Source organism: Streptomyces sp. NBC_00554, from assembly GCF_041431135.1.
In the GTDB taxonomy this organism is placed as follows: Bacteria; Actinomycetota; Actinomycetes; order Streptomycetales; family Streptomycetaceae; genus Streptomyces.
In genome coordinates this window covers 2,416,835-2,438,998 of record NZ_CP107799.1, presented here as the reverse complement: position 1 = coordinate 2,438,998, position 22,164 = coordinate 2,416,835, and the positions used below count along the sequence as shown (strand labels likewise).

The 22,164-nt window shown below is 68.8% G+C and carries 14 protein-coding genes; 6 read left to right on the top strand and 8 right to left on the bottom strand.

Features of this window, described 5'->3' with window-relative positions; genetic code table 11:
• The first annotated feature begins 7 nt into the window (after positions 1-7).
• Complete coding sequence (gene argF, locus OG266_RS10620; protein WP_371544977.1) at positions 8-1,015, top strand: ornithine carbamoyltransferase; 1,008 nt, start codon at positions 8-10, stop codon at positions 1,013-1,015.
• Between the two features lie 22 nt (positions 1,016-1,037).
• Here argF and OG266_RS10615 read toward each other — a convergent pair whose 3' ends face one another.
• The 6 genes from OG266_RS10615 to OG266_RS10590 all read right to left on the bottom strand — a co-directional run bounded on the left by OG266_RS10615 (position 1,038) and on the right by OG266_RS10590 (position 5,801).
• The gene (locus OG266_RS10615) at positions 1,038-1,490 is read right to left on the bottom strand and encodes an ATP-binding protein (protein WP_371544975.1); all 453 of its coding nucleotides are present in this window, start codon (positions 1,488-1,490) and stop codon (positions 1,038-1,040) included.
• Between the two features lie 273 nt (positions 1,491-1,763).
• Entirely contained in the window at positions 1,764-3,005 is a 1,242-nt protein-coding gene (locus OG266_RS10610; RefSeq protein ID WP_371544972.1) for a sulfate adenylyltransferase subunit 1, read from the bottom strand.
• 2 nt (positions 3,006-3,007) lie between these two features.
• Positions 3,008-3,946 (bottom strand): sulfate adenylyltransferase subunit CysD, encoded by a 939-nt coding sequence (gene cysD / locus OG266_RS10605; RefSeq protein WP_371544970.1) that lies wholly within the window; start codon positions 3,944-3,946, stop codon positions 3,008-3,010.
• Entirely contained in the window at positions 3,943-4,494 is a 552-nt protein-coding gene (cysC, locus tag OG266_RS10600) for an adenylyl-sulfate kinase (protein ID WP_329545041.1), read from the bottom strand. The genes cysD and cysC overlap by 4 nt, the downstream gene beginning before the upstream one ends.
• A gap of 188 nt (positions 4,495-4,682) precedes the next feature.
• Complete coding sequence (locus tag OG266_RS10595) at positions 4,683-5,507, bottom strand: PaaX family transcriptional regulator C-terminal domain-containing protein (RefSeq protein ID WP_371544968.1); 825 nt, start codon at positions 5,505-5,507, stop codon at positions 4,683-4,685.
• A gap of 99 nt (positions 5,508-5,606) precedes the next feature.
• Positions 5,607-5,801, bottom strand: a complete 195-nt coding sequence (locus tag OG266_RS10590) for a DUF5999 family protein (RefSeq protein WP_266474166.1) — start codon at positions 5,799-5,801, stop codon at positions 5,607-5,609.
• A gap of 275 nt (positions 5,802-6,076) precedes the next feature.
• Here OG266_RS10590 and OG266_RS10585 point away from each other — a divergent pair, with 275 nt between their 5' ends.
• Positions 6,077-6,508: a DUF6299 family protein gene (locus OG266_RS10585; RefSeq protein ID WP_371544966.1), complete on the top strand. Its 432-nt coding sequence runs from the start codon at positions 6,077-6,079 to the stop codon at positions 6,506-6,508.
• 95 nt (positions 6,509-6,603) lie between these two features.
• Here OG266_RS10585 and OG266_RS10580 read toward each other — a convergent pair whose 3' ends face one another.
• A complete protein-coding gene (locus tag OG266_RS10580; RefSeq protein ID WP_371544963.1) occupies positions 6,604-7,398 on the bottom strand; it encodes a hypothetical protein in 795 nt (264 codons plus the stop codon).
• 281 nt (positions 7,399-7,679) lie between these two features.
• Between OG266_RS10580 and OG266_RS10575 the strand changes: the two genes are divergently transcribed.
• The 4 genes from OG266_RS10575 to OG266_RS10560 all read left to right on the top strand — a co-directional run bounded on the left by OG266_RS10575 (position 7,680) and on the right by OG266_RS10560 (position 20,421).
• Positions 7,680-9,488 carry a CHAT domain-containing protein gene (locus OG266_RS10575; RefSeq protein WP_371544960.1) on the top strand — a complete coding sequence of 603 codons (1,809 nt, stop codon included), beginning with the start codon at positions 7,680-7,682 and terminating at the stop codon, positions 9,486-9,488.
• 186 nt (positions 9,489-9,674) lie between these two features.
• A complete protein-coding gene (locus tag OG266_RS10570; protein WP_371544958.1) occupies positions 9,675-13,622 on the top strand; it encodes a hypothetical protein in 3,948 nt (1,315 codons plus the stop codon).
• A gap of 40 nt (positions 13,623-13,662) precedes the next feature.
• Positions 13,663-15,552, top strand: a complete 1,890-nt coding sequence (locus OG266_RS10565; protein WP_371544957.1) for a hypothetical protein — start codon at positions 13,663-13,665, stop codon at positions 15,550-15,552.
• Positions 15,553-15,570: 18 nt separating this feature from the next.
• The gene (locus tag OG266_RS10560) at positions 15,571-20,421 is read left to right on the top strand and encodes a hypothetical protein (RefSeq protein ID WP_371544955.1); all 4,851 of its coding nucleotides are present in this window, start codon (positions 15,571-15,573) and stop codon (positions 20,419-20,421) included.
• Positions 20,422-20,443: 22 nt separating this feature from the next.
• On the opposite strand, the gene OG266_RS10555 is transcribed toward OG266_RS10560, so the two are convergent.
• Positions 20,444-22,162, bottom strand: a complete 1,719-nt coding sequence (locus OG266_RS10555) for a hypothetical protein (protein ID WP_371544953.1) — start codon at positions 22,160-22,162, stop codon at positions 20,444-20,446.
• Positions 22,163-22,164 lie beyond the last annotated feature (2 nt).

Below are 22,164 nucleotides of genomic sequence, written 5' to 3'. Positions count from 1 at the left end.
CGCCCCCATGGCGACAGTCCCGACCGCCCTCGCCGGCCGCCACTTCCTCAAGGAACTGGACTTCACCGAGGACGAGTTCCGCGGTCTGCTCGAGCTGGCCGCCGAGCTGAAGGCGGCCAAGAAGGCAGGGACCGAGCCCCAGCACCTGCGGGGCAGGAACATCGCGCTGATCTTCGAGAAGACCTCGACGCGTACGCGCTGCGCGTTCGAGGTCGCGGCGGCGGACCAGGGCGCCTCGACGACGTATCTCGACCCGTCCGGTTCGCAGATAGGTCACAAGGAGTCGGTGAAGGACACCGCGAGGGTACTCGGCCGGATGTTCGACGCGATCGAGTATCGGGGTGACAGCCAGGCCGCCGTCGAGGAGCTGGCCGCGTACGCCGGTGTGCCCGTCTACAACGGTCTGACCGACGACTGGCACCCCACCCAGATGCTGGCCGACGTGCTCACGATGACGGAGCACAGCGACAAGCCGCTCGGTGGGATCGCCTTCGCCTATCTCGGCGACGCCCGCTTCAACATGGGCAACTCGTATCTGATCACCGGCGCGCTGCTCGGCATGGACGTCCGTATCGTCGCCCCGCAGGCGTACTGGCCCGCCGACGACATCGTCGCCCGGGCCCGCAAGCTCGCCGAGAGCAGCGGCGGCCGCGTCACGCTCACCGAGAGTGTCGCCGAGGGCGTCCTCGGTGCCGACTTCGTCGCCACCGACGTGTGGGTCTCCATGGGCGAGCCGAAGGACGTGTGGGACGAGCGGATCGGCGCGCTGTCCCCGTACGCCGTGACGATGGACGTCCTGCGCGCCACCGGCAACCCGGACGTGAAGTTCCTGCACTGCCTCCCCGCCTTCCACGACCTGGGCACGAAGGTCGGCCGGGAGATCTACGAGAGGCACGGCCTGGAGTCGCTGGAGGTCACCGACGAGGTCTTCGAGTCGGCGCACTCGGTCGTCTTCGACGAGGCGGAGAACCGGCTGCACACGATCAAGGCGATCCTGGTCGCGACACTGGCCTGACCGGCCGGTCGGCGGCCGGGGGTTACACCCGTCGTCGCTGCCGCGGTACCACGGGCAGTCTGAACCAGACCGCCTTGCCGGTGCCCGTGGGGCGGTGGCCGCAGGACGAGCTGAGGGTGCGGATCAGGAGGAGGCCGCGCCCGTGCTCCTGCCAGGGGTCGGGCTCGCAGGCCGGGTCGGGGACCGTGAGATCGCCCGGCGGCGCCGGGTCCGGATCGTGTACTTCGACCTGGCAGCCGGTCGGCAGCAGCTCTACGACCAGCTCTATGGGGCCGTCCCCGGCGGTGTGCTCCACGGCGTTGGCGACCAGCTCCGCGGTGAGCAGTTCGGCGGTGTCGCTGTCGGCCGCGTGCTCCAGTTCGGCCAGCGCCGTACGGACCAGCGCGCGGGCGACGGGCACGGCCGCGGCGGTGTGCGGCAGCGCGATGCGCCAGGAGGCAGGGGCGGGAGTGTCGGGCAAGGAGGGTCCGTTCATGGAGCAGGCTGTCCTGCTTTCAACTTTACAAATGGTACGACTCGACGGGACAGAGGCGCTCGGCGGGCGTATTCCGGGACTTTTGGCCCGGCACGGGCTGTGTACCCAGGTGAACGGTCCGTCTCCCGCGCGTGCTCCCACCGTTACGGGGCTATAGACGATCCGTGACTCAGTGACGGGGGTCCCCGGGCTCTGTACGGGGGCGAACGCACGAAAGCCCCCGAGCCCCCCTCGTATCCGAGGGCTGGGGGCTCGGGGGCGTCCGACCGGGTTCTACGAGGAGAGGTCGGCCATTCCCGCCGTCAGGGTCGAGCCGTCCGCCGGGTCGATCAGGAGGAACGCGCCGGTGCGGCGGACCTCGGCGTAGTCGTCGAGCGCGAGCGGCTCGGCGGTGCGCAGGGTGATCCGGCCGAGGTCGTTCGCTGTCAGCTCGGCCACGTCGCCCAGATCCTTGACGATCGCCTTCACGGTCCGCGTCGTGTGCCTGACGAGGACGCGGTCACCGACGCGGAGCGCCCGGTCGGCCAGATGGCAGACGGCCGCCCGGACGTCCTGGGTGAGCGTGGGCACGTCCGCCCCCGCCGTGATCATGTCGCCGCGTGAGATGTCGCGCTGGTCGGCCAGGCGCAGGGTCAGCGACTGGGGCGCATACGCGACGTCCGCGTTCCTGCCGAGCACGTCGATGCCGACGATCTCGGAGTTCTCGCCGGACGGGTGGACCGTCACGCGGTCGCCGACCCGCAGGGCGCCGGACACCAGCTGGCCCGCGTAGTGGCGGACTTCGTCGTGCCTGATCACGTACTGGACCGGGAAGCGCGCCGGAGCGGACGGGAGGTCGGAGCCGACCGGCACCGTCTCCAGGAACTCCAGGAGCGCCGGACCCTCGTACCAGTCCATGTGCGCCGAACGCTCCACCACGTTGTCGCCGCAGAGCGCGGAGACCGGGATCGGCGTGAAGCCGGGGAGGCCCAGCTCGGCGGCGTGGCCCGCGAAGTCCTCGACGATGCGGTCGAAGTCCTTCTCCTCGTATCCGACGAGGTCCATCTTGTTGACGGCGAGGACCACGTTCGGGACGCGCAGGAGGGCGGCGACGGCGGCGTGCCGGCGGGTCTGCTCGACCACACCGTGGCGCGCGTCGATGAGGATGATCGCCAGCTCGGCCGTGGAGGCGCCGGTGACCATGTTCCGCGTGTACTGCACGTGCCCGGGGGTGTCGGCGAGGATGAACCGGCGGCGCGCGGTCGCGAAGTAGCGGTAGGCGACGTCGATGGTGATGCCCTGCTCGCGTTCGGCGCGCAGGCCGTCGGTGAGGAGGGCGAGGTCGGGGGTGTCCTGGCCGCGGCTCTGCGAGACGCGTTCGACGGCTTCCAGCTGGTCGGTGAGGACCGACTTGGAGTCGTGGAGCAGGCGTCCGACGAGGGTGGACTTGCCGTCGTCGACGGAACCGGCCGTCGCGAAGCGCAGCGTGTCGATGGTGGTGGGTGCGCCAACCATGGCGGTGGTGGTGCTGGTCATGGTTAGAAGTACCCCTCGCGCTTGCGGTCTTCCATCGCGGCCTCGGACATCTTGTCGTCGGCGCGGGTGGCGCCGCGTTCGGTGAGGCGGGAGGCGGCGATCTCGGTGATGACGGCTTCCAGCGTGGTGGCGTCGGAGTCGACGGCGCCGGTGCAGGACATGTCACCGACGGTCCGGTAGCGCACCAGGCGCTTCTCGACGGTCTCGCTCTCGCGCGGGCCGCCCCAGTCACCGGGCGTCAGCCACATCCCAGCCCGCTGGAACACCTCACGGCGGTGGGCGAAGTAGATGCCCGGCAGTTCGATGTGCTCGCGGGCGATGTACTGCCAGACGTCGAGTTCGGTCCAGTTGGAGAGGGGGAAGACGCGGACGTGTTCGCCGGGTGCGTGGCGGCCGTTGTAGAGCTGCCAGAGTTCGGGTCGCTGGCGGCGGGGGTCCCACTGGGAGAACTCGTCGCGCAGGGAGAAGACGCGTTCCTTGGCGCGGGCCTTCTCCTCGTCGCGGCGTCCGCCGCCGAAGACGGCGTCGAAGCGTTCGGACTGGATCTTCTCCGTCAACGGCACGGTCTGCAGGGGGTTGCGGGTCCCGTCGGGGCGTTCGCGCAGCACACCGCGGTCGATGTAGTCCTGGACGGAGGCCACATGGAGACGCAGTCCGTGTGCGGCGACCACACGGTCGCGGTACTCAAGGACTTCGGGAAAGTTGTGCCCGGTGTCCACATGCAGCAGCGTGAAGGGGATCGCCGCGGGCGCGAAGGCTTTGAGGGCGAGGTGCAGCATGACGATGGAGTCCTTGCCGCCGGAGAAGAGGATCACCGGCCGCTCGAACTCGCCCGCCACCTCGCGGAAGATGTGCACCGCCTCGGACTCCAGAGCGTCCAGATGCGAGAGCGTGAAGGACCGCTCAGCCGTTGCCGTTGCCGATGCGGATGCCGAGGTCACAGGATCCCCCTCGCCGCGAGCACCGCGTGCACGGAGGCCGCGGACTCCTCCGCGGTCTGCAGGTGCGTCTCCAGCGTGAGAGCCGGGTCGACCGGTGGCTCGTAGGGGTCGTCGACGCCGGTCAGCCCGCTGATCCGGCCCGCGGCCTGCTGGGCGTACAGCCCTTTCACATCGCGCTCGCTGCACACCTCGACCGGGGTGGCGACATGCACCTCGACGTACGGCGTCCCGCTTGCCTCGTGCCGCTTGCGGACGGCCTCGCGGCTGTCGGCGTAGGGCGCGATGACGGGGACCACGGCGAGCACGCCGTTACGCGCGAGCACCTCGGCGACCAGGCCGATGCGCTGCACGTTCGTGTTGCGGTCCTCGCGGGAGAAGCCGAGGCCCGCGGAGAGGAAACGGCGGACCTCGTCACCGTCGAGGACCTCCACACGGTGCCCCTCGGCCTTCAGGCGGTTGCCCAGAATGCCGGCGATGGTCGTCTTGCCCGCGCTCGGCAGGCCCGTGAGCCAGACGGTGGCTCCCTGAGCCCTTGCCGTGTTGGTCATACGTGCAGTCCTCTTCCTGTCCTGGCGTCGTGCGGCTCACGACGCTAGGTAAGGAAGATGAGAAGAGGCAAGGAAGAGGCTGAGGGTTGTCTTAGTGACTGATGTTGTAACTGAGATCACACACCACAGCCGCCCCTGCGTACCGAGTTGATGCCTATGTCCGTTTTCCGGCATGCGGGAGCCGGCGCCTAGCCCCGCCCGGGTACGTCGGCGAAAGCCGCCCCCGCGTCCCGCAGCCGCTCGTGCAGTGCCCGGAAGACGGCGGCCGAACGCGCGCCGGGCCAGTCCTGCGGAAGCAGCGCGGCGGGCAGTCCCGGGTCCGTGTACGGGAGATGGCGCCAGGAGTCCAGGGCGAGCAGATAGTCGTGGTACGCCGCCTCCGGCGGGGTGTCCGCGCGCCGCTCCCAGGCGTGCAGCACGTGCGCGTGCTCGTCGAGGAACACCTCGTGCTGCTTGGCGATCGAGGCGAGGTCCCACCAGCGCGCCACCGCGTCCGCCGTCGCGGCGAAGCCCAGATGCTCCCCGCGGAAGAGCTCCACGTACGGGTCGAGCCGCAGCCGCTCCAGCGTGTGCCGCGCCTCTTCGTGGAGCCGGGCCGGGGCGAGCCACACCCCGGGGGCCGCCGTCCCGAAACCCAGACCTGCGAGCCGCGAGCGCAGCACATGTCGCTTCTGCCGCTCGGACTCGGGAACGGAGAAGACGGCGAGTACCCAGCCGTCGTCCTTGGGAGGCTCCGTCGCGTACACCCGCCGGTCGCCGTCGTCGAGCAGCTGCCGCGCGTCGGGCGACAGCGCGTACCCGGCCGCGCCGGCTGCCGTACGTACCGGTTCCAGCAGGCCGCGGCGTTTGAGCCGCGATACCGACGACCGTACGGAGGGTGCGTCCACGCCGACCGCGGCGAGGAGCCGGATCAACTCGGACACCGGCACCGGGCCGGGCATGAAACGGCCGTACGCGCCGTAGAACGTGACGATGAGGGACCGTGGTGCGTGCTGCTCTGACACGTTGATCACTCTAGTCCGCGAAGATCACTTGGGATCGCCGCAGGTGGATCCGGTCGAGCTCGACGGGCTCACCGCGCCGGCGCCGGACCCGGCCGAAGGAGAACGGACTCAGGCCGCGACGGCCAGCTGCTCGACGAACACCCGGCGGGGAGCGACCACGCTGCCGTCGGGGTGCAGTTCGCCGGTGTCGTCGAAGACGATCGCGCCGTTGCACAGGAGGTTCCAGCCCTGCTCGGGGTGGGCCGCCACGATGTGCGGGGCGTTGCTGTCCGCGGACGGGAACGAAGACTGGTGTGAACACATGGCGCACCTCCACGTCGTATGCGATGAGTTCCGACGGCGTTGCGCCGTCCTCGCATACATAGACCATGCTCGCGCGGCGAACTCATCGGAACAGCGGGTCGTGAAGCGTGACAACACGCGGACAACACTTGGACGTCCCCAAGACGGACGGTGCGGATTCGCCACCAAAGGAGTGATGATCAGGGCCCTCGGGGTGCCGGACGCCGCCTTCGGGGCCGTGGACCGGTACCTGTGGAGCGCCCTTTTTTCAGGCCCCCGTTCCAGGAGGTATCCCCATGTCCGTGCGCCAGGTCCTCGGCGCGGCCACCGCCGCCGCGCTGCTCCTGCTCGCCGCCCCGTCCGCCGTCGCGCAGTCCGGACCGTACGACCAGGTGACCGTCGACCCCACCGGTCGGGTCGCGGCCGACGGAACCGTCACCCTCTCCGGCACCTACCGCTGCCTGAGCAGTTCCGGCCCGGTGTTCGTGTCCTCCTCGGTGTCGCAGGGCGACCCCCGGGTGCGCCAGGGCATCGGCGGCACCTCGGCGGTCTGCGACGGCGCGGTGCACCCCTGGACCAACTCGGAGAAGCGCACGCCCGGCACCCTCACCCCGGGCGCCGCCCACGTCGAGGCCACCCTGATGGAACTGAGCCCCGGCCCGGGCGGCCTGCCGCTGCCGAACTTCCACGCGAGGCAGCAGCAGGACATCGTGCTGACCGAGGGCTGACGCGGGATCAGCCCCTGAGGTGACCGCTGGATCTCTACGGGTTCCGCAGGCTGACAGTGGAGGAGTGGTCCGTACCACCGTCAGCCTGCTTTCCTTCAGCTGTTTCCGCCGGTCTCTTCCTTGTCGTCCCCGTCGAAGGTTTGGCTGCTCACCTCGTCCACGTACCACTCGGCCTCGGCTTCGTCGCCCTCGGGCTCAGCGTCGTCGAGGTAGCCGGGCTCGTCGTCGCGGAACCAATGCCGCAGGATGCCCCGCACCCGGTAGAGGGGGGTGAGCTTGCCCTCGGACAGGAGTTGCAGGCTCGCCATGGAGCCGCCGGTCCAGCGCAGTCCGCCGGATGCCGTGAGCAGGTCCAGGCCGCTGATGCCGGGGTCGGCGTTGGCCTTGAGCTCAACGCGGTCCTTGCGGTTCTTGCACATGAGGACCGTGGTGTTCGCGGCGTGGGTGACCTCGGTCACCACTACGTAATCGCGCTTCCATTTGTTGTCTGCGCGCAGTTCCAGCATCTTGGCCTCGACTGCCTCGATGTTCTTGATCTCCTCGGACCAGCAACCTGTCGCGTGGAAGAGCACTGCGTAGGCCTTGCCGAATTCCAGGACGAGCGAGGCGTCTGCCGTTACGGGACCGCCACCGGCGTCGGCTGCCGCGTCGAGATGAATCTGCACGGTGCCGTTCGAGTCGCAGTGGTAGGAGCTGCGCCTCTTGCGCGCAGGGGCAGGCACGATATCGACGCCGTACAACGTCGTGAACGTGCCCTTGCGCTCGAACTGCCCGTTCCTGAACAGGCCCACGTCGCCGAGCTTTCGATGAGCGTCGGGCGGCCACGACGGCTGCATCCCGATGGCGGCGCGCACTTCCCCGATGTACTGCTTGTGGCGGTCCTTGGGCATTGGCGTCCCAATCGTTCCGAATCGTTCCGAATCGTTCCGAGCGGTGAACTTCGCCTCACTGTAGGGAGTTTGACGGTCATTCAGAGCGGATAACGGGAGACCGGAGGGAAGCGCGCGACAAGGAGGCCGAAGCAGGCATGATCCGATCCGCAGTGCTCACCATCTCCCACTGTCGTCGTGCTGCGGAAGGCGGCCGTCCCACGTCTTGGAGGTGGGTTCTCCAGCGGCCTGACACCTTCAGAACCAAAACCGCGCGAGTGCATCTCGATGGTGGTGATCTTGTGGAACTGGACCGGCTCTACGCGCTTCCGCAGCGGATTGCCGTGCTGCGCGGGAAGCGGGACGGGCTCCCGCGGATCGAGGACGAGGTGCGGGCCGCGGGGGAGTGGATCGCGTGCGTCGGGCTGGGGGAGATGGCCGGCCACCTCAAGGAGTTAGGCCCGGCCGTGGTGCGGCTGGAACTGCCCCCCGAACTGGCCGACTTCGAGGCGCTGCCGTGGGAGCTGGCGCTGGTGGAGGACCGGCCGTCGGCGCCGCACGGTGCCCAGCCGCTGGCCCTGCACGGCACGACCATGGTGCGCGGGGTGGGGTCGCGATCCGAGGTCGTCCCACGTGGTGCGCCGGTCCTGCCCTCGCGCCTGCGCATGCTCGCCCTGTTCAGCCTGCCGCGGGCCACAGCCACGCTGGACCTCGGAGCCCATCGCACGGCCCTGCGCGGAAAACTGCTCGAACTCGCGGTGGGCGGGCAGAGCGGTGCGTTGCCGTTGGAGCTGAGAACGCGGCAGTTCGGGGTGGGCCGGTCGACGCTGCGCGGCATGCTGGACGAGCCGGACGGGTGGGACATCATCCATGTCGTCGCCCACGGCCTCCCTGGGATTCTGCGCCTGGAGCACCCGGACGGCACTGAGGACCAGGTGACGACCCAGGATTTGGTCGAGCTGTTCGGCCGGGCGCGGAACCGCGTGCGCCTGGTGGTCCTGTCGGCGTGCTGGTCGGGCGGCGAGGTTCCCGGTGCCGGGGGCCCGGAAAGCGCCGACGCGACAGACACACCGCATTCCGCACTCACTTCGCTGGCCTCGGCCATGGCGGACGATCTGGGCTGTGCGGTCGTCGCAATGCGTTTCCCCGTGGGCAACGGCTTCGCCCTCGCTTTCTCCACCCGCCTCTACACCCACCTCCTCCGGCATCGGCAGGCCCTTCCTCAGGCCCTGCACAACGCCTTGAGGGAGACTGTCGCCGACCCCGAACTCGGCGAACACCGCTACCCGTTGTTCTCCGCCGGCGCGCCGATGCTGTACGGTGCCGCCGCCGCGGACCAGAAACTCCCGGGCAGGCCGCTGCCCCGCACACGTCTGCCAGGGCGCTACGAAGGCAGTGCCGGGCCGCTGCCCGATCGGCCGACGTCCTTCTTCGGGCGGCTGCCCGAGATGGTGGGCGCGAATGTGGCGTTGGCACCGGAGAGCGGCGTACGGGGCGCGGTGCTCCACGGCGCAGCGGGGATGGGTGCCACGACATGTGCGTCACTTCTCGCACACGATCACCGCGAGGCGTTCTCCACGATCGTCTGGCACCCGAGACCGGAATGGGCTGAGGAAATCACGCCGTCCCGCGCCGATCCCCTCGCGGATTTCCTGTGGCATCTGGAAATTCGGCGCCCCGAACTCGCGGGGATCTCGCGCGATCTTCCACGGACCGAGGCCGTCGCCCGTATCGTCTCGCTGCGCCTTCTTCTGGTCTTCGACGCCGCCGATCGGGCCCTCGCCCGAGACCCCCGCCTGGCCGGAATGATCGAGGCCCTTGCTGCGGCCGAAGGCCCCGGCAAGCTCCTGCTGACCTCTCGCACGGATCTGCCGGATCTCGCACCGGCCTTGCGCCGCGTACCGTTGGACCCGCTTGGCGACGCTGAGATTCGGGAGATCGCGCGCACCCTGCCCCTGCTCGGGCCGATGTCGCGTACTCGGGCGACCTCCCGGACTGCCGCGAGGGTGCTGTCGCGGACGCAGGGCAACCCGGGAGTGCTGTACGACGCGGAGGCCCACGCGGGGGTTCCGGAGGCGCTGGACCAGTGGCTCCTTGATCGATCCGCCTGAAATCGCAGATTTCTTCGAATTTGCTGCGCATTTCTGATCTTGCCCCGAGAATTCCATGTCATCTATTTCGTCTCTTTGGGGTGCGCGCAGTCCGCGTGGGTCTACCCTGCTCTCCATTGGCATATGCGAGGGGTTCTTAGGGGGACTGAGAACATGCCGGGGGAGTACGACGCCTTACTGGAGGTCTTGGACTTTGCCAAGAACGAGGGGGGTGCGCCGAGTTGGAAGTGGAAACTGACCCTCAAGCAGGGGGCGCGACAGGTCAGCGAGAACGTCAATCTGGAGCCGGGTGCGGACGGGGAGAATCTCCCTGATCATTACCGGTTCCTCACCAACCCCTACGACTTCATACGGAACAGGGCGCTCGACGACGAGGGGGAAGCCAGGGTTCTGAGGAATCTGGGCGAGTGGCTGCGTAGATCCGTACTCACCGAGACCATCTGGCGGGCGCTGCCCAAGGAGCGGCCCTCGACGGTGCTGGTGAAGCTGAACGGGGAAGGCCTGGAACGCGAGATACTCCGCTACCCGCTTGCCCTGGCGGCTGAAGACCGGGTCTCGCTCGCGGATCGCAAACTGACCTTTGTGTACGACGTGACAGTCGAGGGCGGCCGGTCGGCCGTCGATCTGGGCCGCCGGGCTGAGGACAACTCCCCTCTCCATCTCGTCGGAGTCTTCAACCGCACTGAAGCGGGTGAGCCGCTGGATCTGCACGCCGAGCAGACCCGGGTCTTCAAGACAGTGCGCAGGATCGCCGCCCACGGCGAGGGCAGGGACATCACACTGAGCGCCCTGGCCTACCACGTGACGCACGCGCGGCTGAGGGACCGGCTGGACAGCGCCAGCCGGTCCAGCCAGCATGACGACGGCAGACCGTGGCAGATGATTCTGCATCTGGCCGACCGGGGCGTGCCGGGCAGTTGGTCCGCCGTCGACGCAAGCCGCCGGAAGACCCCCCTGGATGCGGACACGCTGGTCGACATGCTGCAATCCGGAGGCAATGATTTCCGGCTGAGGCTGGCTGTGATCACCACTCGGCCGGCGGGTAGTCCCTCTCTCGCGGACCAACTGGAGAAGTTCGGCATCCGCTCACTGCGCCCGGCCGCGACCGACACCGCCGCGGACGACCTGGTGCAGGACGACCAACTCCCCGTCGTCCTGGCCCGGGAGCTGGGATGCGCAGTGCTGGCCTTCCGGCACCGGATCGCGGACCGGTCCGCGATCGACATCGTGGAGACGGTCTACGCGAAGCTGCTGCAGAAGCACCTCACTCTGCCGCAGGCCCTGGCGGAGGCCATCAAGGAGCACCGCACGTCGCTCGAGCCCCTGGACGTCGCGGCTCCGATCCTCTACGGGGCGGACGCCTGCGGCCTGCGGGTGAGGCCTCCCGCGCGGGAGAGGGGCCGGTACAACGGGGGGCCGCTGCGGCAGCATCCGGCTCCTCGTCTCATCGGACACCACAAGACGATGTGGACCGCAAGTGAGATCTTCTCCGAACTCCCTGTGGGCGAGGTCAACGGCGCCGTGTTGTACGGCATGGACGGGGTGGGCAAGACCACCTGTGCCACCGAGTTGATCAGCCACTATGCCGACGGTTACCGCACCGTCCTGCAGTATCCGCCGGTCGGCGGGAGGGTGAGCGCCGATCCCTCCGAGGCGCTGAAGGACTTCGTCGCCGTCCTGCTGGCGGACGAGGCGATGGGAGAGGCATTCAAGAGTCACGGACAAATCGTGCCGGGTCCAGCGACGTTGGAGAACTTCCTTGGTGACGAGACCAACTTCAGTCAGCTCTGCCTCTATGTCACCGACTGGTTGACGAGCAACAACCACTCGAACGCCCTGGTGTTCCTCAGCGACGTAAAGAACCTGCTGGAGCCCGAGGCCGCCCCCGGCCAGAGTCCTTGGCTGCACTCGTACTGGACTCGGCTGATCGCGGCCATGACTGTTCCGAAGGCCTGGGGATTCCGGTTGCTGATCACCAGCCCGTACCCACTCGGCCTGGGGGCGAGCATGCCGGATGTGCCAGTGCCGCTGCTGGCACCCGACGAGGCGTTCCTGTACGCCCTGAGCCTGCCCCGCCTGGGCAAGCTCATCGGCGCGGCGCCCAAAGGCGTACCCGACAAGGCGAAGCGCAAGCTCGTTCACGACGTCCTGTCGTTGGCCGACGGGCATCCCGGCCTGCTCCAGTACGCGGACGAGGCGGCAGGAAAGGGCGCGGAATATGTGCGCCACCTTGCCGACACCGGGATCGAACGACTGGCGGAGGACGAGCCGGGTCAACGGCCCAGGGCCTGGCGCGAGATCGCGGACTGGACGGTCGACGCCCTGCGGCGCATCCCGTGCGACGACCCTCGGTACGTGCTGTTTCTCGTGCTGTGCCGGCTCAGGCCGGTGCATCGGATCCTGCTGCGCCCACAGGTCGACAACCCGACACCGTGTCTGCTGTCCGAGATCTGGGCCGCTCTGCGCAGCGGTCAGGCGGGGAGGCAGCCGGTGGCCGAGGAGTTGGAGGAGTTGCTGAAGGGGTTGTGCCGGGAGTCGCTGATCGACCTGATCGACCTGCCCGGCGAGGGGAACGCAGGTGCGAAGGTCAAGGTGCGCGTTCACCCGGCGGTCGCCGACGCGGCGGGTCACAGCGATGTGAGGCTGAGCGATGGGGCGTCGCTGCGGGCGGAGGTGGACCGGATCGCCATACAGCACACGGCGGGGCGGGCCAATGAGGCGCTGCGGCACCGGCTGTACGGCGGGTCCGCCGATGTACAGCGGCTCATCAGCGAGGCGCTGCCCTATCTCGAACGCCGCGGAGACTGGGACACGCTCCTGCTGTTCATGGCCGTACTGATGGCCAGGTCGCGGAACAACTACGGCCTGGACGTCATGATGAACCGGCTCAAGCGGGCCCGGGACCGAATATCGGGCACGGCCTCGGCCCAGTCCACCATGGCCACCCGCCTCCTCCAGGTCCTTGAGGCACTGGTCAACGGCGCCAGCCCCGGGCTGTCGACGCTGCTGGGCGAAGGTCCCGGCGACGTCGTCGTGGACAAGTCACCACTGGCCACCGCCATGGGCGCTGGGATTCTCAACGGTCTGCGCTATACCGGCCGTCTCCAGCTGGCCAGCGAGGTGGCTGACGACTACCTCCAGCATGTGGAACCCGGCAGCCCGGTCAGCCTGATCGCCAGCGCTGTCGAGACGGAGCTGCTGAGGGTGATGGTGGACCGGGGGGAGCTGACCCAGGCCCTGGAGCGGACCTCTGCCGTCTTCGAGGCCCTCGTCGACGTACGTTTCCGCGCCGCCGACCACGAGGCGGCGGAGGGGGAGATCCTGCGAAAGAAGCTCTTCGCCATCCGGCGGGACAGCCATGTCCTGCTGGCCGAGGATCCCGGCCTCGGTGCGGAGGCCCAGGCCGTTCACATTGAGCAGGCTCGCGCGGCCCATTTCAGTCTCGGGAAGTACCTCGAATTCGAGGGTTCGACCGACGAGGAGCAGCATCTGCACGCTGTGGACGGCTGCCTCACCGGGCTGGACCGGAGGCTCGACGGAAATCGTGAACAACTGGAGTCCTACGACGCCGAGTTGACCGTTCTGCTGCCCAGGATCGAGCGGTCGGGCGACATCGCCCTACGGGCCATGACCGACGTGGCCCGTGCCCGGATCTTCCGGGAACGAGCGCTTCGGGCCCGTACCAAGAGATTGGGGAAAGAGGAACACGACGCCATGCAGACCGTGCGGGACTACGAGCTCAAAGCGCTGCGGCAGTTCTACGTCGAGGGCACCCCGATGGATGTGGGCGCCTGTCACCGGCGGATCGCCGATGACCAACTGGCCTGTGAGTACGAGCCTTTGACGGAGAGTACGCCTGTCCACCAGATGTATGCGGCGTTGGTCGGCGATCTCACCGGAGCGTATCTGCTCCGCGGTCGGCCACACGAGCGTGAGGAGTGGCGCCTCCGCGGCGCCGTCGGCGGGGTTCCCGCCACGTACCAGGAACTGTGCGAACGCGTCCGCGGCGAACTCGACATGACCAGGGGGGACCGCATACCCGGCGTGCCGGATCCTGAGCGGCTGCTCCGCAATGTCGTCGATGACGAAGCGGAGTTGACGGAAGCTTTCAAGAGAATTACAGCGGATGTCTAGGTTCCTCCAAGGACTTCCCCTGATATTGGGGGTGAGATGAATGGCGCGTGTTGTTCACCTGAGGCTCGAAGCCGCCGAAGGATCATCCACGGCGGCCTATAGCGTCAAGGCGACGATATTCGAGGAGAATGGGGTTACGGAGCCTCCGGTGATTCCTGTCCCGCCGGAACCGGACGGGCAGGGCAGGGCGTTGTGGGGCGCGCTGGCGGGATTCTTCCCGCCGGCACCCGCAGCGGCGCCCACGCCGGCGCCCGACAGCGGCATCGGTGCTATGGCTCTGGCCGTGCTGCGCATCCACGCTCCCGAGCTGCACGACATCGACTGGGAAGGCTTGGCGCGCGAGACGTCGGAAGCGGGCGTGACGCAACCGGTCACCGTGCTGCGCAGTGAGGTCGGAGCGGGCAATTTTCAGCCAGGTGAGTCGATGTCGTTCCGCGATCTTCCGTTGCGGGTACTGGTGATTGGGGTGGATCCGAGCGTGGAGCAGGGGGCGGAACCCACGTGGCACGAGGACGTGGCCGTACATGCCGCCCTCTCCGCGCACGCCGAGCGGTGGGAGGTCGACGTGCTCCCGGGGCCAGCGAGTCACGATTCCCTTGCCGAATCCCTCAAAGAGATCCAGCCCCATGTGCTCCACCTCGCAGGAGAAGCCGCCCGTGACCTGCGGGTGGACGGTCCGTACGCCCTTGGCGGGCTCAATCTTTCCTCCGTCCGGCTGGTGGTCTCCAGCAGTGCCGCCACCCCGCCGGAAGCGCACCGACTGCTCCGCCCTTATGTGCGGGCGGACGCGCCGCATCCGGTGCCGGCCGCGATATCCCTGACGCCCTGGCCGGAGTACACCAGCGATCTCTGTTCGCCGGTGAAGGCGCTGTACAAGGCACTGGCCGAGGGCCGCGGCATAGACGACGCTGTGGCCTGTGCCGTCACTGGTGAACACGGGCCCCTGGCCGCCGCCTCCGTCACGGTGAACTGCCTGCCCGGCCGGGTCCTACCCGGGCCCCCTGCCCAAGTCGCCGCTCCTGCCGCCCAGGACAGAGAAGACGTCCACGAGCTCTACCAGCCGCTGATCGGAGCCACCGACCGGGTCGCGCAGCGCAGGAAAGCACTGGACCTGCTGGAGTCGGGGGCACACTTCAAGCAGCTGATCGTGCTGTCCGGGAGCGGTGCGGGGGACCAGATAGGGACGACCTGCCTGATGCTCTCGCTGCTCCGGGTCTGGGAGAAACGGCCCCAATGCCGGGCGCTCTATCTGAACTTCAAAAAGCTGCGCAGCAACATGCCGCTGCGGCCCGCCGGAGCCCCGCCTGGACCGCGGCCCGATGTGGTCGTCGAGACGGTGGCCCTGCTGGCCGAGAGCGTCAAGCGGGACAGCGGGCGCAACGGCGGATGGGGCATCGACGAAGATCTCGATGCCCTGGTCCGTGACATCGACCGCCTACGCGAGGGCCACCGAAAGGGTGGCCACGAAGTCAGCATGGGCGTGACCCGCGAGGACATCCTGAAGAAGGCGACGGACCTGGTCGTCAAGCTGGCACCGCCCGGCACCCACCTCGTACTCGCGCTCGACCACTTTGCCGAGACCGACGCCGAGCGGAGCGAGGCGCCGGGCCTGGTGACCCATCTGTTCGACACCGTCCTGCACAGCCGCAGTGTCGTGAGCATCGTGACTACCGCCAGAGACCCGGGGAGTCAAGCGGCGGAATGGCTCGAATGCTTCACCCCTTCCCCGCACCACATCACCCTCCAGCCGTGGCCGTCGCTGCGCGCCGGTCCACTGTTGCGTGAGCTCGGTGTCCAGTTGATGTACGACTGGCACGACAATCACGAATGGCAGGAGATGGTGCGGGAGAAACTGAGAATGATCACCGGGGATTTCGGGCCCAAATTCTTGAACGAAGTGTACGGCGCTGCCGTAACCCAGATTGGCTGAGAGAGGGGGACGAGGGGTATGGGATTCGGGTCACGGGCCCTGGACGTCGGGGTCGGCATGTACGACGAGTCGTACCGTCTTTTCCACCGCTCGCGCGATCGCGACCAGGTGCGGTACGAGGTGCTGAAGCGCTGCAGTCTGATGACCTGCGTCAGCCAGTCCGCCTTCGACGCGGCCGCCAGCGACCTCGACTACTCCTTCGGGCAGTTACGACGCGTACTGGTGGCCTACCCCGCCGAGACCGGGTGGTTCCAGATCAACGGGGTGACCCGGATGGGTGCCTGGGCGGCCTGGTGGCGTGACTCCGAGGGCGTCGACCCGAGGACCGGCCGCCCCGCCGGCATGGCTGAGACGGCGTTGCGACTGGCCGGTCACCTCGCCACCGTGGACGGCGACACCGCGATGGTGGAGCGCTTGCGGCTGCTGGTGGTGGCGGGGGACCGGGACCAGGCAATTCGCCACTTCGACAGCTGGTACGCCGCGTTCGAGGCGGTGGCTGACTTCACGGTCTGCCGACGGCTGACGGAGGCCGTCGCGCCGGACGAACTGGGGGAGTTCGCCGCCGATGAGACCTGGCGCGATCTGCTGGACCGTCGGCGACGGGCCGAACGCCGGTTGGCGATGGGCGCGGGTCTGCGCGAGTACTTCGAGCAGACCAGGGACTATCTCTCCCGCCCGGAGCTGGAGGGCATTCTGGAATCGGCGGTTGTCGGCACAGGGCCACCTCGCGTCGGACTGATTCACGAGGACAACGAGGACATGCCACCTGGCCCGCCCAAGGTGATCCACATGCACGCGCCGGGCGGTATGGGCAAGAGCACGCAGTTGGCCTGGCTCGTGGCGAGGCACGGAGCACAGCAGGATCCCCCGGTGCTGTCCGCCGTCTGCGACGTCCAGACGCTGGTCATAGACCGGCTCCTGGCCCGCCCGGCACTGCTGCTGGTGAAGGTCGCTGAGCGGTTCGTGGAACAGGAGCAGGCGCTCGGATACAACCGCAGAGCCGGACTGCTCAAGGAATTCAGCCGGAAGTACGCGAAATATCGACGGGACCTCGACCCGAAATTCGGCAGTTCCGACGGCACTCCTTTCCAGTGGCATACCGAGCCCCCCCCACAAAGCCTGGTCACCGATTTCATCGATGCCCTGAACGGCCTTGCGCAGGCACCCCTTCTGCTGTGCCTCGACACCACGGACGAACTCCTCCAGGCGGGCTCGTCCGAACTCGCGGGCCTGCTGCAACTGCTCGGTGAACTCGTCCGGAAGATCTCATGGCTGCGTGTCGTACTCTCCGGCCGCGCGGACGTCACCGAGAGGACCGTCTTCCAGGACGCCTTCAGCAAGGTGCCCTGGCGGGCGCTGGAACTGGGGCCGTTCACGGCCCGGCAGGCGAACTGCTATCTGCGGGACCTCCGTGGAATCGACGCCGGGCAGGCCGAGCGGATAGTGCGTGTGTGCGAGCAGGACATCGAGGGGGCGCCCGGCTTCACCCCCCTCATTCTCGCGCTGCTCGCCGACACCCCGTCCGAACTGCCTTCCGCCACCGGTAAGTCGCTCTACCTGTTCGTCGTGGACCGGGAACTGGCCAACATCGAGGACGAACGCACGAGCCTCGCCCTCACCTACTGTTCTGTCGCCCGGCATCCCACACGCGAGTACTTCGACAAGGTCCTCGTGCCGTTGCTGGACACCGGACGCCGCGGGAGTGACGGATCCTCGGCCGGTGAGGATCCCATGGAGCTGTGGGACAGCCTGATCAAGTACGCCAAACGCTCGGCGTGGATCAAAGCCGAGGACAAGCGCCTGCTCGTGCACGTGAACGTGCGGCGCGAACTGCGCCGGCGCATGCGCTCGGACGAGGAGTCGGCTTGGAAGAGGCTCCACCGCGACGGCGCCCAGCGCTGTGCGGACCTCGCCGAGCAGGCACGCAAGAGGGAGAACCACGACGAGGCCGCCGGATGGGTCGCCGAACAGGTCTACCACCAGCTGCACGACGCCGCCGAGCGACAGCGGGGCCATCAGGACAAGCTGTGGTCGGCAGCCCAGACCTGGTACCGCGAAGTCGCCCGTGCCTGGCGGCGGGGAGCCTTCGCCACCGTGATCGACCTCGCCGACCGGCTGCTCAGCGCGGATCTGGAGACCGCGGAGAGCGAGCGGGAAGGCCTCGGTGAGCCCGACCCCCGGGTGATGCCGCCTCAGCTCTGGTACGACATCGCTCTGGAACGGGCCTACGGCGAGCTGTACGCCGTGCTCTACGACGACAGGCACAGCTGGTGGGACGTCAACCGGTATCTGAAACTGGCCCGCAAACGGGCCGGTATGAGCGTCACGGGAGAGCCTCCGGTACGACCCGACGAACGCCGCGCGGAGCTGATCGCCGCCGCACTCGAGCTGCATGAAGGGGTACGTACCGGCGCCGGCCCGGTGCTGGCTGCCGACGAGAAGCTGCGGCGCGTCCTGGACTCGTACGGGAGTGACCCGGAGCCCCGCGACAGCCTTCAGGACCTCTGGGTCTCCGATGCCCGGCTCCTGCTGGCCAGTTGCCGCGTCCGCATCGGCCGCACCCAGGACGACGGCAGCCACAGCCACGCGCAGGCCGAACGCATGTTCACCGGGATGTTCGACATGGCGGTGGAACGCCGGGCCCCGCAGGCAATGCTGGTCGCCCGGTATGCGGTACGGGACTGGCAGCTGGCGGACCGCCCGGACCTGGTACGGAACTGGTTGCAGCGCTACGAGACGCAGTCCGAGCAGCACACCGGCCGAACGCCGGACTGGGTGCTGCTGGCTGGAGCGGAGGCGGATCTGAGGTCGGGCACACCGGTGTCGCGGGAGCTGCCCGGCGGCTCGGCTCTGGATGGCGTGGCCCTGCGTGCCGACATTCTGCGAGCCAGGTCCCACCTGCTGGCCGGTGCCCCGGATGCCGCCGAGTCCCTGCTACGGGAGTTGACTCTGCCCGCGGTCTCAGGCCAGGTGGAACATGAGCTGGCCTTTGACACGCTCATGGTTCTCGCCCAGGCCAACGCCGCGATGCTGGAGCTCGAAGAGGCCGAGACCAATGCCGGCAGGGCGATGAACCGCGCCTCCGACGACGAGGAGCGGCTGTCGGTCATGGCGTTGCGCGCCACCAGCGCCCTGGCCGACGCGGGAGATCTGGCCCTGGCCGGCCGGTGGATCGCCCGGGCCAGGCCGTTGCGCGAGGACCCGCGCGGCGCGGCGGGTACGGTTGTCAACCGCGCGGAGTGCGTCCTGTTGCACCGCTGGGGGCGCACGGACGACGTGGTTGAGCTGCTGGCCGCATGGGCGGCGCAGTTGCGGGACCGCCGCGACGGTGTGGACGGGCAGAGCCCGCCGACTCCCGCCGAGTGGCTCGCGTACGGGCTGCACGCCCTGGTGTGCGGACGGTCACAGGAAGCCAAGGTGCATCTCGCGACGATCACTGTGGCGCTGGAGTCCATCCCGGACACCGGCCGCCGGCTGATGCTGCTCGCCGACGAAGTACGGCTGTACGGCCCTGTCGCCGACGAACCGCTGCTCACCGACAGGCCGCGAATCGACGCCGCCCAACGCCTGTTGGCCCGGCGCCGCACCGGGCGCGGCGGAGATCCACAGGCGGCCGGGCTCGCGGCGCTGTGGGCGGCGCAGCTGCATGCTCGCCTGCTCGGCGCCGACGCCGCCCCTCGCGTGGCGGCCGAGATGCGCGCGGCCGTCGAACTGCTGGGCCGGGGCAACGGCCGGGTGCATGCCACCTGGTTGCAGCTGCACCGGCTGCTGCCGGCGGATCTGGTGCCCGCCCCCCTGCCGCCCGCCGACCCCCAGGATCCCCAACGGCCCGTGCTGCGCGCCGCGGACCTGCTGGCCAGGGCGCACCACACTGGAAGATGGCGGACGAACAAGACCGCCGTCCAGGCCGCCGCGCTCCTCGGCCCGGCCACCGCCACGCCAACCGAATGGCATCTGCGGGCCGCTCGGCACGGCGCCGACGTCGGCCTGTCCGCCGACGCTCTGGCCGAGCGGCTGCACTCGCCTCAGCTGGAGGAGTCGCGTCGTCAGAATCTGCAGTTCGCCCTGCAACGGCTCGGGCGCTACGAGGGGGAGACCCTGCCCGCAGGCAAGCCCGATGACGCCTGGCGGAAGGTATGGGCGGCGCTGCAACGCGAGGCTCCGGGGGGTGTGCCGGCGCATCTGCGGCAGGCCGTGCTGGAGGTTGCCACCGAACGGGCTGTCACCCAGGTCGAGATCGATGTCCAGGGCGATACCGCCGTGGGAAGCGCCCCGCGGGCCGTGGTTCCACCGAGAGGCAGTGCGCCGTCCGCGCCCTCCGGCGCTCCGGTCGTCTGGCCGGTGACGGAGAACTTCCTGTTCTCCGGAGGGAGCGATGGGCTGGACCCGGACAGGACGGTCGACGTCATCCTGCTCCATGGTGAGATGCGTCCCCTCGACCGGGGCGCGGCCCTGCGGCTGCCGGGTAGCGCGCGGTCCATCCGTCCCGAGGATGTGGACGGGGCCGTACGCAGACTGTGCGAGCAGCGGCGGCAACCACCGCCGTTGCTGGTGCTGGACGCCCTGCCGCAGGACATGGTTGACGGCAGTGAGTCGCAGTTGCGTGACCTGTTCGCGTATCAGCTGCACCTGCTCGGCTACGTGCCGGCCGTGCTGGCTTCGGGCCCCGTGGTTTCCGACCCGGAGGGCACCTGGCGCGAGACGGCGTTCAGTCACGCCATCGGCTTCGGCCGGACCGCGGAGCAAGTGGCTGAACGACTGCGGCAGTTCGCGTTGCCGGGGCACGGCAGCGGGCGCCCGGCGGCGGCCCGGATCCGGTTGCTGTCCCATATCCCGGAGGAGGAGATGTTCGGGATCGGCCTGCTCTGAGGGCGCGGGGTACCGTCAGGACTCACAACAGGGTCAGCCAGATGAGCAGGACGACCCCAGCAAGGGGTACGAAGATCAACAAATACGCCTTGGCAATCAACCGCACATCCGGGGACAGTCCTCCCGTGCGCGCTGGCCGCCGCAGGGAGTGGGTCGGTGCGTCCGGGCACAGGAACGGGGGGATCGCCAGATGCCCCAGTACGACGAAGAAGGCGTGGTGGATGACGACGGTGTGGCGCTCGGACTGGTCGAACATCCTCCGCACCACCTTGCGCAAGGGCTCGGGCAGTCCCACCGCCGCCTCGTCCCGTAGGAACGCGGCCCAGGCATGGGCGGGCTCCTCGTGCGCGATGGCGCGATGGATGAGCAGGTCGTAGAGGTACTGGGGATCGTTGAGGGTCACCTTCCCCCATGAACTCACCGTGCCCTCGGCATCCGCAAGGCCGAGCCGTAGGCCGATCGCCTTTAGGCAGGCGGCATCGATCTCCTGTGCGCTGCAGCGGTCGACTTCGCTTTCCAGCGACAGCCGCAGCTGCCGGTCGTCGGTCTCACTGTGTGGCTGGAGCAGCCACTCGACCAGTGCGGCGGCGTTGAAGCGACCGGGCTTGGGGGTCGACGCCGGATCCTCGGCCGGGGGCTCCGGGAAGTCCGGTGTCGACGAGGGCGACTGCGCCGGGGCGGGTGTTTCGGGAGCTTCCTCGGCCGTGGCATCCGGTTGCTCCGCCATGGTGTCGACGGCGGACCCTCCCAGTTCGTCGGCCCCTTCGATGGGATATGCGGATGCATACGCCGGTGTCGGTTCCGGCACCGCGTCCGACGGCAGCCTCGGACACGCAGGCCCGGTCGCATGCACGGACAGTGTGCTCACCAGCGACTGGGTCCGTTCGGCCGGCTGCATCTGATGCCAGTGCCCCGCATCCCGGCCCAGTATCTCCAGTCCCTCCAGGCCGTGTTCCTGGTAGCGGGCCACGAGCATCTCCGCCGCGAGGCGGGCGTCTTCGTCGGGTGCGAGGCTCCCGCCCAGGCGAAGGCGGTGGTGTTCGGGACTGCCGGCGCGGGGCCATTCCGGCATGACGATGAGGCGGTAGGCGTGGGATTCGGCCGATTCCCGGGTCGAGAAGGACCAGGGGCCGGGGACGAGGGGGTCCAGGATGTCCACGAGGCCGAGCAGGACGGCTCGGGGGTGGTCGCCGATCACCCGGGCGATGACGGAGAGTCTCTGTCCGGGCTCGTTCAGCACCCAGGCCACCAGGTGGTTCAGAGGTTCCGTGAGGGTCGGGTCGCGACTGACCTTGCGGAGCCGTGCGGCGCCGTCGAGGGCACGGCGGTGCAGATCCGCGTAGCCCAAGCGGGACAGTGGATAGTGCAGTTGTACGGGCGGAAGCGATTCGCCGAGCGGCCAGTCGGCCGGGTCGAGGCCGAGGCCGAACTGGGCGGTGAACTGGCCCGGGGAGCCGATCAGGGCCTGACTGAGCACATTGCCCCGGGACAGGGCGTCGCGGGCGATGGTCCGCCGCACGATCAGTTCCTCGCCGGAGGGCAGTAGGTCGCACGCGATCGAGTCGAGTGCGGTGGGGGAGTCGCCGGGGGGCCGCAGCATGCGCTCCGCGAGCTTGAAGAGGCTGACTGCCTGGGGCATGCCGAAGGAGGCGGCGACCGGGCCGAAGCCTCTGTTGTCGGAGGGGTTTTCGGGGTTGTAGGCGCAGATCATCTGGTTGACCGCGGAGTTCGACGCGGGCATGG